The organism is Bacillus sp. LJBS17 (assembly GCF_019334685.1).
GTDB classification, from domain to species: domain Bacteria; phylum Bacillota; class Bacilli; order Bacillales; family Bacillaceae; genus Bacillus; species Bacillus subtilis.
Genome location: NZ_CP079759.1, coordinates 2346363 through 2362379, shown reverse-complemented (window position 1 = coordinate 2362379; position 16017 = coordinate 2346363). Strand labels below are relative to the sequence as shown.

Below are 16017 nucleotides of genomic sequence, written 5' to 3'. Positions count from 1 at the left end.
TATGAAGTGAAATGCCAATCGCAGGAGTTGACAGAAATGATTCAAGAAAAAGCAATTATTATAGGCGGAGGACCTTGCGGACTATCTGCTGCCATTCACCTAAAACAAATTGGCATTGATGCCCTCGTCATCGAAAAAGGCAATGTCGTTAACAGTATTTACAATTATCCGACGCATCAAACCTTTTTCAGCTCAAGTGAAAAGCTCGAAATCGGAGATGTCGCATTTATTACAGAGAACAGGAAGCCTGTCAGAATCCAGGCTTTATCGTATTACCGTGAAGTCGTTAAACGGAAAAACATCCGTGTTAATGCGTTTGAAATGGTGCATAAAGTGACTAAAACGCAAAAAAACACATTCGTTATTGAGACGTCAAAAGAGACCTACACGACGCCATATTGTATCATCGCCACAGGCTATTATGATCATCCAAACTATATGAATGTACCCGGTGAGGATTTGCCGAAAGTATTTCATTATTTTAAAGAAGGTCACCCGTATTTTGATAAAGATGTTGTTGTTATCGGGGGGAAAAATTCAAGCGTGGACGCTGCCCTTGAACTCGTGAAATCTGGAGCGCGTGTCACAGTTTTATATAGGGGCAATGAGTATTCTCCAAGCATTAAGCCGTGGATTCTGCCGGAATTTGAAGCCCTCGTCAGAAACGGTACAATCCGTATGGAATTTGGCGCTTGTGTCGAAAAAATCACCGAGGATGAAGTTGTGTTTCGCTCCGGAGAGAAAGAACTCATTACCATTAAAAATGATTTTGTATTTGCCATGACAGGCTATCATCCTGATCATCAATTTCTTGAAAAAATTGGTGTTGAAATTGATAAAGAAACAGGGCGTCCATATTTCAACGAAGAAACGATGGAAACGAACGTTGAAGGTGTCTTTATTGCCGGTGTTATTGCTGCGGGAAATAATGCAAATGAAATATTTATTGAAAACGGCAGGTTTCACGGGGGGCATATCGCAGCGGAAATCGCCAAAAGAGAAAACCATTAAAGATGAGGAGCATATGATGCATTCGTATGCTCTTTTTGTTTTTTTAAGTGCAGACAGATGTAAAATTTTAAACAACATGGTAGGATAGACGTAGGAATATAAAGGAAAGAGGTTGCCTGATGTTTGCAATCATCTCTGCAGGAATTGCCCCCGGCATCGCGTTATTAAGTTATTTTTATTTAAAAGATCAGTATGATAATGAACCTGTACATATGGTGCTACGGTCGTTTTTTCTCGGGGTTGTTCTTGTATTTCCCATCATGTTTATCCAGTATGTACTTGAAAAAGAGAATGTAGGAGGCGGAAGCTTTTTCGTTTCTTTTTTATCTTCGGGGTTTTTGGAGGAATCATTAAAATGGTTTATACTGATGATCAGTGTTTACCCGCACGCCCACTTTGATGAGCATTATGACGGGATTGTGTACGGTACAAGTGTATCACTCGGTTTTGCAACCCTCGAAAATATTCTTTATTTAATTGGCCACGGCGTAGAGCATGCGTTTGTCAGGGCGCTGCTGCCTGTTTCATGCCATGCCTTGATTGGCGTTATAATGGGATTTTATCTTGGAAAAGCCCGTTTTTCCGCTGATAAGGCGCGTGTAAAGTGGCTTACTCTTTCTTTAGTTGTCCCATCCCTTTTGCATGGATCATATGATTTTATCCTAACAGCGCTTAGCAATTGGATTTATTATATGCTTCCATTTATGGTATTTTTATGGTGGTTTGGTTTGCGTAAAGCGAAAAAAGCCCGTTCCGTTAATATGATGCAAGTATAGAAGCCGCACAGCAACCGTGCGGCTTTTTTGTGTGCAGTTTTTATGTTCTGAGGGATAACAAGGAAAGAGTGTATAAAAATAACCTCGTTACAGAAAATACGATTACACTTAAAAATTTGCAGTAGGAGGCTTGAAAAGATGAAGTCCAAAGGATCGATTATGGCATGTCTCATCCTTTTTTCCTTTACAATAACGACGTTTATTAATACTGAAACGATCTCTGCCTTTTCGAATCAGGTCATTCAAAGAGGGGCAACCGGGGATGATGTGGTCGAGCTTCAGGCGCGTCTTCAATACAACGGATATTATAACGGAAAAATTGACGGGGTTTATGGATGGGGGACGTACTGGGCAGTTCGGAATTTTCAGGATCAATTCGGGTTAAAAGAGGTTGACGGCCTTGTAGGAGCTAAAACAAAGCAAACCTTAATATGTAAATCAAAATACTATCGTGAATATGTTATGGAACAGCTCAATAAAGGGAATACATTCACGCATTACGGAAAAATCCCGCTGAAGTATCAGACGAAACCGTCAAAAGCAGCAACACAAAAAGCAAGACAGCAAGCGGAAGCGAGGCAGAAACAGCCTGCGGAAAAAACAACGCAGCAGCCTAAAGCGAATGCGAATAAACAGCAAAACAATACACCAGCAAAAGCAAGAAAACAGGATGCGGTAGCAGCGAACATGCCTGGTGGATTTTCCAACAACGATATCAGGCTGCTTGCTCAAGCGGTTTATGGCGAAGCCCGGGGCGAGCCGTACGAGGGGCAGGTTGCTATTGCAGCAGTCATTTTAAACCGTTTGAACAGCCCGTTATTTCCAAATTCAGTAGCGGGGGTTATTTTTGAGCCGCTTGCCTTCACAGCAGTAGCCGACGGACAAATTTACATGCAGCCGAATGAAACGGCCCGAGAAGCAGTGCTGGATGCCATCAATGGCTGGGACCCATCAGAGGAAGCACTTTACTACTTTAATCCGGATACGGCTACAAGTCCGTGGATTTGGGGGCGTCCACAGATTAAAAGAATCGGTAAACACATTTTCTGTGAGTAGCAGATATGAGAAAGCATAAAAAGAGGTGTGATAAATGATCAGAGGAATTTTAATCGCCGTGCTTGGTATTGCAATAGTCGGTACAGGCTACTGGGGATACAAAGAACACCAGGAAAAAGACGCAGTTCTTCTTCATGCTGAAAATAACTATCAGCGGGCGTTTCATGAGCTTACCTATCAGATGGATCAGCTTCATGATAAAATCGGAACAACACTTGCCATGAACAGCCAAAAATCACTGTCGCCTGCATTGATCGATGTGTGGAGGATTACATCAGAAGCTCATAACAGTGTCAGTCAGCTGCCGCTTACATTAATGCCGTTTAATAAAACTGAAGAGCTATTATCAAAGATCGGCGATTTCAGCTATAAAACGTCAGTCAGAGATTTGGACCAAAAGCCGCTTGATAAAAACGAGTATACATCACTAAATAAGCTATATCAGCAGTCCGAAGATATACAAAACGAATTGCGTCATGTTCAGCACCTTGTCATGAGCAAAAACCTTCGCTGGATGGACGTAGAAATGGCCCTGGCTTCTGACGAAAAACAAAGTGATAATACGATTATCAACAGCTTTAAAACAGTCGAAAAAAATGTTGGTGCATTCTCCACTGGCACTGATCTTGGCCCGAGTTTCACCAGCACGAAAAAAGAAGAGAAAGGCTTCAGCCATCTGAAGGGAAAACAAATTTCCGAACAGGAAGCAAAACAAATTGCTGAGCGCTTTGCCCCAGATGACAATTATTCAATTAAAGTGGTAAAGAGCGGAAAAAAAACAAATCGCGATGTATATAGCATCAGCATGAAAGACCCAGACCATAAAGCAGTGATTTATATGGATATTACGAAGAAGGGCGGGCATCCGGTATATTTGATCCAAAACAGAGAAGTGAAAGATCAGAAAATCAGTTTGAATGACGGATCGAACCGAGCGCTTGCATTTTTAAAGAAAAACGGATTTGAAACAGATGATTTGGAAATTGATGAAAGTGCCCAATATGATAAAATCGGTGTATTTTCATATGTTCCTGTTGAAAATAAAGTCCGGATGTACCCAGAGGCAATTCGTATGAAAGTGGCCTTGGATGACGGTGAAGTTGTCGGCTTTTCAGCAAGAGACTTCCTCACATCTCACAGAAAAAGAACCATACCTAAGCCTGCAATTACTGAAGCAGAGGCAAAGTCTAAATTAAATAAAAATGTACAAGTGAGAGAAACAAGGCTCGCTTTGATTACAAATGAACTAGGTCAAGAAGTGTTATGCTACGAAATGCTTGGGACAATTGAAAATGACACATTCAGAATGTATATCAATGCCAAAGACGGGTCGGAAGAAAAGGTTGAAAAACTAAAAAATGCAGAACCTATATATAAAGACCTATAAAAAACAGGAGGAAAGGACTAAATGTCTTTTCCTTTTTTTCATTACGTGCTTTAATAAAAACGTGAGTATATTGAATGCGAAAGAGTGAAGTCAATGATAGAGATTGGAGAAAATGTACTTTTAGAATATATAGAAGAAAATGAATTGAAAAAGGCAAAAAGCAAGGCGGTCAGCATTGAAAACAATGAACTTTTGATCGCGTATCCTGTTGATGTAGTTACAGGGCGAACTGTGATTTTACATAACGATATGGAAGTAACGGTAGAGTTTGTGGGAAAAGACGAAGTTCCTTATCGCTTTATAAGCCGTATAAAAGGTAAAGTGAAGGACAAACTTCAAATGATCTGTCTTGAAATGCCTCCCCGTGAAAAAATGAAAAGAATCCAGCGCCGCCAATATGTAAGAACTGATGCGGTATTAGATGTGCAAATTCAGCCGGGAAATGAAGAAGAGTTCCGCACACTATCCTATAACATCAGTGCAGGCGGCATCGCCGTGGTTTTAAATGATGGCCTTTCTTTTCAATCGGGGGAATCATTGCGCCTGATCATCCGTCTTCCTGAAGAGGAGCACACACGTCAAATAGAAACAGAAGCAGTTGTCAAACGAATCTTTAATGACCCCAAGTCAGGAAAACGCAAAATGACTTTAGAGTATTCAGAAATTGCAGCAGGTGACCAGCAGGCTTTGCTTCAATACTGCATCAGGCGCCAGTTAAATAAGAGAAGAAAGGCCCGAATGGAATAAACATCGGCAAACACTTCCATACTATTTGTAATGGAGGTGCTCCAATGAAAACATTTGAACGGCTGCTGATCAAATTATTGTTCATTCAGGCCATCATTTTATTTGGTGTCCAATTTCTTTTTCACTATCAGCATATTGAACCATACGTATCAAAAGTGATTCAATATGAAGGGGTGGATAACATGGAGGGGGACAATAAGATTGAAACCTTCAAACATTAATTATTCATCAATTTTTCACCCTTTTTCATAAAGTTCGTGATACAATCCATAGAGGAGAAAAGAGCAAGGAGAGGAATTATGGAAAAGAAATTATCGATTGCAATTGACGGCCCGGCAGCTGCAGGGAAAAGCACCGTTGCCAAAATTGTGGCTGAGAAAAAATCGTACATATATATTGATACAGGAGCAATGTATCGAGCGATTACGTACGCGGCTTTACAAGAAAACGTTGAGCTGACAAATGAAGAAAAACTGGCTGAGCTGCTAAAGCGGACAGACATTGAGCTGATTACAACAAAAGATGGACAAAAAGTGCTTGTAAACGGCACCGATGTAACTGATGCGATCAGAACAGATGAAGTCAGCAACCAAGTTTCAATTGCGGCCAAGCACAGAAGTGTCAGAGAAGAAATGGTGAAACGCCAGCAGCAGCTTGGGGAAAAAGGCGGCGTCGTCATGGATGGTCGTGACATCGGGACGCATGTGCTGCCAAATGCAGAAGTAAAAATCTTTCTTTTGGCATCTGTTGAAGAGAGAGCGAAACGCCGTTATGAAGAAAATGTGAAAAAAGGCTTTGATGTCAACTACGAAACATTAATTGAGGAAATTGCAAGAAGAGACAAGCTTGATTCAGAGCGCGAAGTATCTCCGCTGCGTAAAGCAGAAGACGCTATTGAAATCGACACGACATCGCTTTCCATTCAAGAGGTAGCTGATAAAATCCTCGAGGCTGTGGAGCAAAAGTCCCGCTGAGGATGGCAAATGCCACTTTTTTTGAATTTTTCAACGAAGATAGAATGTTATTGCTTGACAAACCTGTCCTTTTATTAGAAGTTAATACTAATAAAACTTTTTATTGATCATTCAAAAAACTTTTTTGGATGATTCTTTAATACATATTCGGCTAAAAGCGGGCATGTTATATGTTCAGCTTTCAAACCGTTTTAATTAAGCTGTGTAGGTTTGGACCAAGGAGGTTATTCAAATGACAGAGGAAATGAATCAAATTGATGTTCAAGTGCCAGAGGTTGGAGATGTAGTTAAAGGGATTGTGACAAAGGTAGAAGACAAACATGTAGATGTAGAAATTATCAATGTCAAACAATCCGGTATTATTCCAATCAGTGAATTATCAAGTCTTCATGTAGAGAAAGCATCGGATGTTGTTAAAGTAGACGACGAGCTTGACCTGAAAGTAACAAAAGTGGAAGACGATGCTTTGATTTTATCTAAACGTGCTGTTGATGCAGACCGCGCTTGGGAAGACCTTGAGAAAAAATTTGAAACAAAAGAAGTGTTTGAAGCTGAAGTGAAAGATGTCGTGAAAGGCGGCCTTGTCGTTGATATCGGCGTTCGCGGTTTTATTCCGGCATCACTTGTTGAAGCACATTTCGTTGAAGACTTCACTGACTATAAAGGAAAAACACTGTCACTGCTCGTTGTAGAGCTTGACCGTGATAAAAACCGCGTGATCCTTTCACACCGTGCTGTTGTTGAAAGTGAACAAGCGAATAAAAAACAAGAACTTCTTCAGTCTCTTGAAGTTGGAAGTGTACTTGATGGCAAAGTACAGCGCCTGACTGATTTTGGCGCGTTTGTTGATATCGGCGGCATCGATGGACTTGTACACATTTCACAGCTTTCCCACTCTCATGTAGAGAAGCCGTCTGACGTTGTTGAAGAGGGACAAGAAGTAAAAGTGAAAGTGCTATCGGTTGACCGTGATAATGAACGTATTTCTTTATCAATCAAAGATACACTGCCTGGACCTTGGAGCCAAATCGGCGAAAAAGTGAAGCCTGGCGATGTGCTTGAAGGAACCGTACAGCGTCTTGTAAGCTTCGGTGCCTTTGTTGAAATCCTTCCAGGTGTTGAAGGTCTCGTTCATATTTCTCAAATTTCCAATAAACACATCGGCACGCCGCATGAAGTTCTTGAAGAAGGACAGACTGTAAAAGTGAAGGTTCTTGATGTGAATGAAAATGAGGAGCGCATTTCATTAAGCATGCGTGAACTTGAAGAAACGCCTAAAGCTGATCAGGAAGATTACCGTCAATATCAAGCGAAGGAAGAAACAAGCACTGGCTTCCAGCTTGGAGATTTGATCGGAGATAAGCTGAATAAACTAAAATAATTGGTGATAAACGTGACTCGAGCAGAACGGAAAAGACAACACATCAATCATGCCCTGTCCACCGGCCAAAAGCGGGAAACAGGTCTTGATGATATTACGTTTGTTCACGTCAGTCTGCCCGATCTTGCATTAGAACAAGTAGATATTTCCACAAAAATCGGCGAACTTTCAAGCAGTTCGCCGATTTTTATCAATGCAATGACTGGCGGCGGCGGAAAACTTACATATGAGATTAATAAATCGCTTGCGCGAGCGGCTTCTCAGGCTGGAATTCCCCTTGCTGTGGGATCGCAAATGTCAGCATTAAAAGATCCATCAGAGCGTCTTTCCTATGAAATCGTTCGGAAGGAAAACCCAAACGGGCTGATTTTTGCCAACCTGGGAAGCGAGGCAACGGCTGCTCAGGCAAAGGAAGCCGTTGAGATGATTGGAGCAAATGCGCTGCAGATCCACCTCAATGTGATTCAGGAAATTGTGATGCCTGAAGGAGACAGAAGCTTTGGCGGCGCACTGGAACGTATTGAACAAATTTGCAGTCATGTCAGTGTACCAGTCATTGTGAAAGAAGTCGGATTCGGTATGAGCAAAGAATCAGCAGGAAAGCTGTATGAAGCTGGTGCTGCAGCTGTTGACATTGGCGGTTACGGGGGAACAAATTTCTCGAAAATCGAAAATCTCCGAAGACAGCGGCAAATCTCCTTTTTTAACTCGTGGGGCATTTCGACAGCTGCAAGTTTGGCGGAAATCCGCTCCGAGTTTCCTGCAAGCACCATGATCGCCTCTGGCGGTCTGCAAGATGCACTTGACGTGGCAAAGGCCATTGCGCTTGGGGCCTCTTGCACCGGAATGGCAGGGCATTTTTTAAAAACGCTGACTGACAGCGGTGAGGAAGGACTGCTTGAGGAGATTCAGCTGATCCTTGAGGAATTAAAGATGATTATGACCGTGCTGGGCGCCAGAACGATTGACGATTTACAAAAGGCGCCCCTTGTGATCAAAGGTGAAACCCATCATTGGCTCACAGAGAGAGGGGTCAATACATCAAGCTATAGTGTGCGATAAATGATAAAAGCCCAAAACCATATGTGGTTTGGGCTTTTTGTGTTATGATTTTCGCTTTTTGAATCTTCCGTTTTGTTCAAGGCTTGTCGCTCCGTCATAGTGAATGGACTGGTCGCGGTCTGATTCGACTCTGCCTGAAGCTTTGAGTTTTTTCTCTTGTCTGTCTTTTCCCATGATCATACTCCTTAATGTGAGATCGATTGTTTAAAAAATGTGCTTGAACTCCATACTGGGAATATGGAGGAAGTAAAATGGAACAATTTTATTACTATTGGTCAATGTGGTTTCTGTGGGTTCTGACAACATTTATTTTTGAAAAGACGAAAAGACGAATTGCCGTCTCTGTCTTTATTTTAACTAATATTATTCTAAGCATACATGACATCGCTTTATATTTTTCCCTGAATGCTGCATATTTGATGTTTTTCGTTTGCGGATGTGTCTATGCCGGGTATTTGGGAATGTATCGTTTTCGTTATATCATGGTCTATCTGACGCTTGTTGCCGCGTATGCGTTTGTTTATCTTTTTGCATTATATGACCCGGTTTGGTTCATCATAAAACCTGAGTGGGCTGCTGTTATATTAATAGTGCTTTTAACAGCTTCTGTTGAAAGGAATTTTGAGAAGCAGCTTGTCTTATTTGTCCTAGGGATGTGCCAAGGCGAACTGGTGTATTCATTTGTGATCCAGAAGTTGGCCGGGGCTATGGCTGTCGGCGGCTTTCAATGGCTGAATGCGTGTTCTGCGGGGATGATATTGCTGTTTGGCATATCTAAATACGAACACCTCGCAAGCCAGATTGGTCAGAAAAGCAAAAGATCAAACAAAGGAGCTACCAAAATGTCATGAGTGATTACATCTATCCGATTATTGCTGGGGTCATTGCCGGAATTGCGACAAGGCTTTATATGCTGAAAACGGATTACCGCCAGTATCCGACCTATGTTCATGGGAAAGTGATTCACATCGCGCTGGGGTTGATAGCGGCTGGTTTAGGTGCAATTATTATGCCGGCGCTTTTGCAGGAGGAATTTACGGCCATCACATTTTTAACATTGGCAGCGACGCAATTTAGAGATGTCCGAAACATGGAGCGGAACACATTGACGCAAATGGATTCGTATGAACTTGTCTCAAGGGGAAGCACATATATTGAGGGGATTGCCATTGCGTTTGAAAGCAGAAATTATATTGTGATCTTTACAGCGCTTTTGACAACCTCTGCGTATGTGTTTTTATCCATCTGGGCTGCTGTCATAGCGGCTGTCGTTTGTTTTTTACTGGCCATGAAATTTATGTCGGGCAGTGTGTTGAAGGATATTGTAGACATCGAGTACATAAAGCCGCGCTTTGACGGTCCGGGACTGTTTGTTGATAATATTTATATGATGAATATCGGGCTTCCAGAGAAACAGGAACTGATTTTAAAGCATGGCATGGGCTTTATTTTAACGCCAAAAAACTTTAATTCAGCAGCGACGATAGCAAATTTAGGGCAGCGTCAGGCCATTTTATTTGATGTTTCCAATGTGCTCGGGGTTTATCGGGATTCAGGAGAGCCATCTTTGACACCAATTGCAAAACGGGATTTAAATGATGGGAGAGTGGCGGTATTTGTTCTCCCGCAAATTCACCATCCCGAAACGGCTGTTCAAATTATTAGCAATGTTCCAACCCTGGAAAATGCGATTAGAATGCCGACTGAATTTATCAAGAATCAGGATAAGGTGATAGGATGAGTGAATCTCTTACGAAAGTGATTTTGTCTGTAATCACGACAAATCCAAACCGGGCTGCAGGGGGAGCACCTGTCTTTTTTTGCAATGACCAAAAGGAGATGGAGCTTTTCGCTAAAAATCTTGAGGCGATCCTTGATGGAATAGCACACAGAATCGGAGATGACGTGTATTTGATCGTGAAACATTTTTAAGAATAGTTGTGATCCCAGTAAAAACTGATATAATAAATGAGTTAAGCCCTTCCTCTGAAGGGTTTCTTTTCATAAAAGTGAATGAAATGATTTTAATAACCGGTTGAAAATTTATGTAAAAATGAAAGCGGCTGGATTGAAAGGAAGGGTACTATGGGTAAACCTGTCGTAGCCATTGTCGGGAGACCAAATGTAGGAAAATCCACAATCTTTAACCGGATTGCGGGAGAAAGAATTTCAATAGTAGAAGATACCCCTGGCGTGACAAGGGATCGGATATACAGCTCGGCTGAATGGCTGAATTATGATTTTAATTTGATTGATACGGGCGGTATTGATATCGGTGATGAGCCGTTCTTAGCGCAGATTCGCCAGCAGGCTGAAATCGCCATGGATGAAGCGGACGTGATTATTTTTATGGTGAACGGCCGTGAAGGCGTGACAGCTGCTGATGAAGAAGTGGCGAAAATTTTGTACCGCACAAAAAAGCCTGTTGTTTTAGCGGTTAATAAACTGGATAACACAGAAATGAGAGCGAATATGTATGATTTTTATTCGCTAGGCTTTGGTGAGCCGTATCCAATTTCGGGAACACACGGACTCGGACTGGGTGATTTACTGGATGCCGTTGCAGAGCATTTTAAAAACATTCCAGAAACGAAATACAATGAGGAAGTTGTTCAATTCTGTCTGATCGGACGTCCGAATGTCGGAAAGTCTTCACTTGTGAACGCAATGCTCGGCGAAGAACGCGTTATTGTCAGCAACGTGGCTGGAACGACAAGAGATGCTGTTGATACGTCATTTACTTACAACCAGCAGGAGTTTGTCATTGTCGATACTGCAGGTATGCGAAAAAAAGGGAAAGTCTATGAAACGACTGAGAAGTATAGTGTACTGCGGGCGCTGAAAGCGATTGACCGCTCAGAAGTCGTGGCGGTTGTGCTGGATGGCGAAGAAGGCATTATTGAACAGGACAAGCGTATCGCCGGTTATGCACACGAAGCGGGCAAGGCCGTCGTAATCGTCGTAAACAAATGGGATGCTGTTGACAAAGATGAGAGCACAATGAAAGAATTTGAAGAAAATATTCGTGATCATTTTCAATTTCTGGATTATGCGCCAATCCTATTTATGTCTGCCTTAACGAAAAAACGGATTCATACGCTGATGCCTGCGATTATTAAAGCAAGTGAAAATCATTCACTTCGAGTTCAGACGAACGTCTTAAATGATGTCATCATGGATGCTGTGGCAATGAACCCGACACCGACTCATAACGGTTCTCGTTTGAAGATTTACTATGCGACTCAAGTGTCGGTAAAGCCGCCAAGCTTCGTTGTGTTTGTAAACGATCCGGAATTGATGCATTTTTCATACGAACGGTTTTTAGAAAACCGAATCAGAGACGCGTTCGGTTTTGAGGGGACACCAATCAAAATATTTGCAAGAGCTAGAAAATAAAAAGGTGTGAAGCAAATATGAAAAAAGTCACAATGCTCGGAGCGGGGAGCTGGGGAACAGCACTGGCTTTAGTGTTAGCTGATAATCATCACGATGTAACCATGTGGGGGCACCGTGCAGATCTGATCCATCAAATCAATGATCAGCATGAAAATAAAGATTATTTGCCGAACGTCAAGCTTCCAGAATCAATAGAGGCAACAACGGATATGAAGACAGCTGTTTCAGACGCGGATTTCATTATTGTTGCTGTTCCAACAAAAGCAATTCGGGAAGTGCTGAGACAGGCTGTCCCTTTTATAACGAAAAAGGCAGTCTTTGTTCATGTCAGCAAAGGTATTGAGCCGGATTCACTTCTGCGCATTTCTGAAATTATGGAAATTGAGCTCCCGAGTGATGTCAGAAAAGGTGTCGTTGTCCTTTCCGGCCCGAGTCATGCGGAAGAGGTAGGGCTGCGGCACCCCACAACTGTTACTGCATCTTCAAAGAGCATGAGGGCAGCAGAAGAGGTGCAGGATCTATTTATTAATCACAATTTTCGGGTGTACACAAATCCTGACATTATCGGAGTTGAAATCGGAGGGGCTTTAAAAAATATTATTGCCCTTGCTGCAGGAATTACAGATGGTTTAGGGTACGGCGACAATGCCAAAGCTGCTTTGATTACACGCGGACTTGCCGAAATCGCGAGACTCGGAACGAAAATGGGCGGAAATCCCTTGACGTTCTCTGGATTGACAGGAGTAGGCGATCTGATTGTGACGTGCACAAGTGTTCATTCCAGAAACTGGCGTGCGGGCAATTTGCTCGGAAAAGGGTACAAGCTTGAAGATGTTCTTGAAGAGATGGGAATGGTAGTCGAAGGCGTCCGCACGACGAAAGCGGCTTACCAGCTTTCGAAGAAATATGATGTTAAAATGCCGATTACAGAAGCTCTCCATCAGGTCCTATTCAACGGACAAAAAGTGGAAACCGCTGTTGAATCTTTAATGGCGAGAGGGAAAACCCACGAGATGGAGGATTTGGTAAATACGTTTGAAAATCAAGTGAAGTAAAAGTGTCAATCAAATGATGGATCGCATATCTTAATTGAACGAAAGCCCGAAAAACAGAAGAACACCCAAGTCTTGGGATCTCCTGAAACATTTTGCCGATTTAGGCAATAGAGGATGCATCTGTATGCCATGTCGCATACTATAGCATCGAAGTCCAAGAGAGTGTTTCTTAAACGTGCAGGTGAATATAGTCAAGTTGACTGAAGCGAAGGTCCCCCTCTTTGCTTCAGTTTTTTTGTTCTATCAAAGGATGGAAAATCCGGTTGATCTTTTCCGGCGCTGTATATTAAAATATAATATAACGCTTACATCATACATATCGGGGAGGCGCACGTCATTGAATCTGGCATTGATGAAAATGTGGTTTGCTCTAGGGTCCATGGGTCTGATGTTTCTGGCTGTAGCTTCCATCTATTTAAGCCGCTTTAAGTGCCAAAACCGTTTTTTGAAGATTACGATTTCATCATTCGCATACATGTGTATGCTCATATCTGGAATTATTGTGTTTGTCGTGGTTTTTAGCGGCCCTGTCAATGAATAAAGCTGTAAAAGGAAGTGCTGTATGGGTAAACTGAAGTGCGCAATCATTTTTGCGGCAGTCGTGTTTTTATCCGGATGTTTATATCCAAATGAACGGAAAAGCAGTGTGCATGCCATTCCTTATCAAGACCAGCTAAAGCAGGTTCAATCTGCTGTTGATGAATTTCAAAAGGCAAATGGAGGGCTGCTTCCCATTCAAACAAAAGATATGTCGACACCGCTATATCAAAAATATCCGATAGACTTTAACCGGTTAGCGCCAAGATACATAGCTGAACCTCCAAGTACGGCATTTGAAAGCGGGGGAGACTATCAATATGTGCTTGTTGACGTAGAGAACGATCCGACTGTTAAATTAATTGATCTAAAGATGGCAGAAAAAATTCGCGATGTGAAATTGCGCATCCAAATGTATCGTCAGGAGCATCAATATCCGCCTTACAAGGATGTGCTATCTCGCGATTTATTTACACTCGATGAGAAGAAGCTTGGGGATGGAAGCTCTCTTACAGTGACAAGCCCAATCTCAGGGAATTCCTTGCCGCTTATGATTGACGGAGACGGAGAAATATATGCTGATTACCGGACTGAGCTGGCTTCTTGCCTCAAAAAAAGCAAAAAAACGTTTAAACCCGGGACTGAAATCCAGGATATGATTTGGGAGGAAACCCCCTTTGTCCCCGCGTTTTCTGTAAAATATACGGTAAATGACAAACAGGAACCTGTTTTTTTAGAAAATGATATGAAAAAGGAATGAACCTTTCTCCCTTGCATACAAATAGGGAGAAAGGTTTTTTTATATTAATAGATTGAGGATGAGAAATTTTCTAAAGATGTCATATTCAAATAGGACAACGTCATACACATATAGTGTCCTGTGTTTGATTGAAAGAGCTTAATAAAATTGAAAAGGATAGGAAGTCCGGGAGGGGATCACTTGGAAAAGGTCGATATTTTCAAGGATATCGCTGAACGAACAGGAGGCGATATATACTTAGGAGTCGTAGGTGCTGTCCGTACAGGAAAATCCACGTTCATTAAAAAATTTATGGAGCTTGTGGTGCTCCCGAATATCAGTAACGAAGCAGACCGGGCCCGAGCGCAGGATGAACTGCCGCAAAGCGCAGCCGGCAAAACCATTATGACTACAGAGCCTAAATTTGTTCCGAATCAGGCGATGTCTGTTCATGTGTCAGACGGACTCGATGTGAATATAAGATTAGTAGATTGTGTAGGTTACACAGTGCCCGGCGCTAAAGGATATGAAGATGAAAACGGGCCGCGGATGATCAATACGCCTTGGTACGAAGAACCGATCCCATTTCATGAGGCTGCTGAAATCGGCACACGAAAGGTCATTCAAGAACACTCGACCATCGGAGTTGTCATTACGACAGACGGCACCATTGGAGATATCGCCAGAAGTGACTATATAGAGGCTGAAGAAAGAGTCATTGAAGAGCTGAAAGAGGTTGGCAAACCTTTTATTATGGTCATCAACTCAGTCAGGCCGTATCACCCGGAAACGGAAGCCATGCGCCAGGATTTAAGCGAAAAATATGATATCCCGGTATTGGCAATGAGTGTAGAGAGCATGCGGGAATCAGATGTGCTGAATGTGCTCAGAGAGGCCCTCTACGAGTTTCCGGTGCTAGAAGTGAATGTCAATCTCCCAAGCTGGGTAATGGTGCTGAAAGAAAACCATTGGCTGCGTGAAAGCTATCAGGAGTCCGTAAAGGAAACGGTTAAGGATATTAAACGGCTCCGGGACGTAGACAGGGTTGTCGGCCAATTCAGCGAGTTTGAATTCATTGAAAGTGCCGGATTAGCCGGAATTGAGCTGGGCCAAGGAGTGGCAGAAATTGATTTGTACGCGCCGGATCATCTATATGATCAAATCTTAAAAGAAGTTGTGGGCGTCGAAATCAGAGGAAGAGACCATCTGCTTGAGCTCATGCAAGACTTCGCCCATGCGAAAACAGAATATGATCAAGTGTCTGATGCCTTAAAAATGGTCAAACAGACGGGATACGGTATTGCAGCGCCTGCTTTAGCTGATATGAGTCTCGATGAGCCGGAAATTATAAGGCAGGGCTCGCGATTCGGTGTGAGGCTGAAAGCTGTCGCTCCGTCGATCCATATGATCAAAGTCGATGTCGAAAGCGAATTCGCCCCGATTATTGGAACGGAAAAACAAAGTGAAGAGCTTGTACGCTATTTAATGCAGGACTTTGAGGATGATCCGCTCTCCATCTGGAATTCCGATATCTTCGGAAGGTCGCTGAGCTCAATTGTGAGAGAAGGGATTCAGGCAAAGCTGTCATTAATGCCTGAAAACGCACGGTATAAATTAAAAGAAACATTAGAAAGAATCATAAACGAAGGCTCTGGCGGCTTAATCGCCATCATCCTGTAATACCGGTAGACCTCTTTATAGAATGGGAGGTCTTTTTTCTTTGCTCTTAATAATGGAAAAGGATCAAGGAATAGGATGAAAAAAGGAAAAAAAGGAATATTTGTTCGGTAAATCACCTTAAATCCTTGACGAGCAAGGGATTGACGCTTTAAAATGCTTGATATGGCTTTTTATATGTGTTACTCTACATACAGAAATTCTTCACTTTGTTGGACA

The 16017-nt window shown here is 42.4% G+C and carries 18 protein-coding genes; 17 read left to right on the top strand and 1 reads right to left on the bottom strand.

Annotated elements, in window-relative coordinates:
- Positions 1-36 precede the first annotated feature (36 nt).
- The 9 genes from KXZ66_RS12105 (at position 37) to fni (ending at position 8394) form a co-directional block, all read left to right on the top strand.
- A complete protein-coding gene (locus tag KXZ66_RS12105; protein ID WP_038828568.1) occupies positions 37-1011 on the top strand; it encodes a YpdA family putative bacillithiol disulfide reductase in 975 nt (324 codons plus the stop codon).
- A gap of 119 nt (positions 1012-1130) precedes the next feature.
- Positions 1131-1787: a glutamic-type intramembrane protease PrsW gene (prsW, locus tag KXZ66_RS12100; RefSeq protein ID WP_014480144.1), complete on the top strand. Its 657-nt coding sequence runs from the start codon at positions 1131-1133 to the stop codon at positions 1785-1787.
- 138 nt (positions 1788-1925) lie between these two features.
- Positions 1926-2843 carry a spore cortex-lytic enzyme gene (gene sleB, locus KXZ66_RS12095; protein WP_015714181.1) on the top strand — a complete coding sequence of 306 codons (918 nt, stop codon included), beginning with the start codon at positions 1926-1928 and terminating at the stop codon, positions 2841-2843.
- A 34-nt stretch (positions 2844-2877) separates the two neighbouring features.
- The gene (gene ypeB, locus KXZ66_RS12090; RefSeq protein ID WP_029726759.1) at positions 2878-4230 is read left to right on the top strand and encodes a germination protein YpeB; all 1353 of its coding nucleotides are present in this window, start codon (positions 2878-2880) and stop codon (positions 4228-4230) included.
- Positions 4231-4323: 93 nt separating this feature from the next.
- Entirely contained in the window at positions 4324-4977 is a 654-nt protein-coding gene (gene dgrA, locus KXZ66_RS12085; RefSeq protein ID WP_041849975.1) for a cyclic di-GMP receptor DgrA, read from the top strand.
- 44 nt (positions 4978-5021) lie between these two features.
- Entirely contained in the window at positions 5022-5198 is a 177-nt protein-coding gene (locus tag KXZ66_RS12080; RefSeq protein ID WP_021481556.1) for a YpfB family protein, read from the top strand.
- A gap of 78 nt (positions 5199-5276) precedes the next feature.
- Positions 5277-5951 (top strand): (d)CMP kinase, encoded by a 675-nt coding sequence (cmk, locus tag KXZ66_RS12075; RefSeq protein ID WP_041849974.1) that lies wholly within the window; start codon positions 5277-5279, stop codon positions 5949-5951.
- A gap of 232 nt (positions 5952-6183) precedes the next feature.
- Positions 6184-7332: a 30S ribosomal protein S1 gene (gene rpsA, locus KXZ66_RS12070; protein WP_014477197.1), complete on the top strand. Its 1149-nt coding sequence runs from the start codon at positions 6184-6186 to the stop codon at positions 7330-7332.
- Between the two features lie 12 nt (positions 7333-7344).
- Complete coding sequence (gene fni / locus KXZ66_RS12065; protein WP_041850191.1) at positions 7345-8394, top strand: type 2 isopentenyl-diphosphate Delta-isomerase; 1050 nt, start codon at positions 7345-7347, stop codon at positions 8392-8394.
- A gap of 42 nt (positions 8395-8436) precedes the next feature.
- On the opposite strand, the gene KXZ66_RS12060 is transcribed toward fni, so the two are convergent.
- Positions 8437-8568: a YpzI family protein gene (locus tag KXZ66_RS12060; protein ID WP_003225499.1), complete on the bottom strand. Its 132-nt coding sequence runs from the start codon at positions 8566-8568 to the stop codon at positions 8437-8439.
- A 77-nt stretch (positions 8569-8645) separates the two neighbouring features.
- Between KXZ66_RS12060 and KXZ66_RS12055 the strand changes: the two genes are divergently transcribed.
- The 8 genes from KXZ66_RS12055 (at position 8646) to spoIVA (ending at position 15801) form a co-directional block, all read left to right on the top strand.
- Positions 8646-9245, top strand: coding sequence for a YphA family membrane protein (locus KXZ66_RS12055; RefSeq protein ID WP_003230560.1), 600 nt, complete (start codon positions 8646-8648; stop codon positions 9243-9245).
- Positions 9242-10135, top strand: coding sequence for a YIEGIA family protein (locus KXZ66_RS12050; RefSeq protein ID WP_003230562.1), 894 nt, complete (start codon positions 9242-9244; stop codon positions 10133-10135). Before KXZ66_RS12055 ends, KXZ66_RS12050 begins: the two co-directional genes overlap by 4 nt.
- The gene (locus KXZ66_RS12045; protein ID WP_038828580.1) at positions 10132-10326 is read left to right on the top strand and encodes a capping complex subunit for YIEGIA; all 195 of its coding nucleotides are present in this window, start codon (positions 10132-10134) and stop codon (positions 10324-10326) included. Before KXZ66_RS12050 ends, KXZ66_RS12045 begins: the two co-directional genes overlap by 4 nt.
- Before the next feature lie 153 nt (positions 10327-10479).
- Positions 10480-11790, top strand: coding sequence for a ribosome biogenesis GTPase Der (engA, locus tag KXZ66_RS12040; RefSeq protein ID WP_021481550.1), 1311 nt, complete (start codon positions 10480-10482; stop codon positions 11788-11790).
- 17 nt (positions 11791-11807) lie between these two features.
- Complete coding sequence (locus tag KXZ66_RS12035) at positions 11808-12845, top strand: NAD(P)H-dependent glycerol-3-phosphate dehydrogenase (RefSeq protein WP_049141265.1); 1038 nt, start codon at positions 11808-11810, stop codon at positions 12843-12845.
- A 337-nt stretch (positions 12846-13182) separates the two neighbouring features.
- Positions 13183-13386: a DUF2768 domain-containing protein gene (locus KXZ66_RS12030; protein WP_014480133.1), complete on the top strand. Its 204-nt coding sequence runs from the start codon at positions 13183-13185 to the stop codon at positions 13384-13386.
- A 21-nt stretch (positions 13387-13407) separates the two neighbouring features.
- On the top strand, positions 13408-14142 hold the full coding sequence (locus tag KXZ66_RS12025) for a hypothetical protein (RefSeq protein ID WP_032726047.1): 735 nt from the start codon (positions 13408-13410) through the stop codon (positions 14140-14142).
- A 180-nt stretch (positions 14143-14322) separates the two neighbouring features.
- Positions 14323-15801, top strand: coding sequence for a stage IV sporulation protein A (gene spoIVA / locus KXZ66_RS12020; RefSeq protein WP_014480131.1), 1479 nt, complete (start codon positions 14323-14325; stop codon positions 15799-15801).
- The last annotated feature ends 216 nt before the right edge of the window (positions 15802-16017 follow it).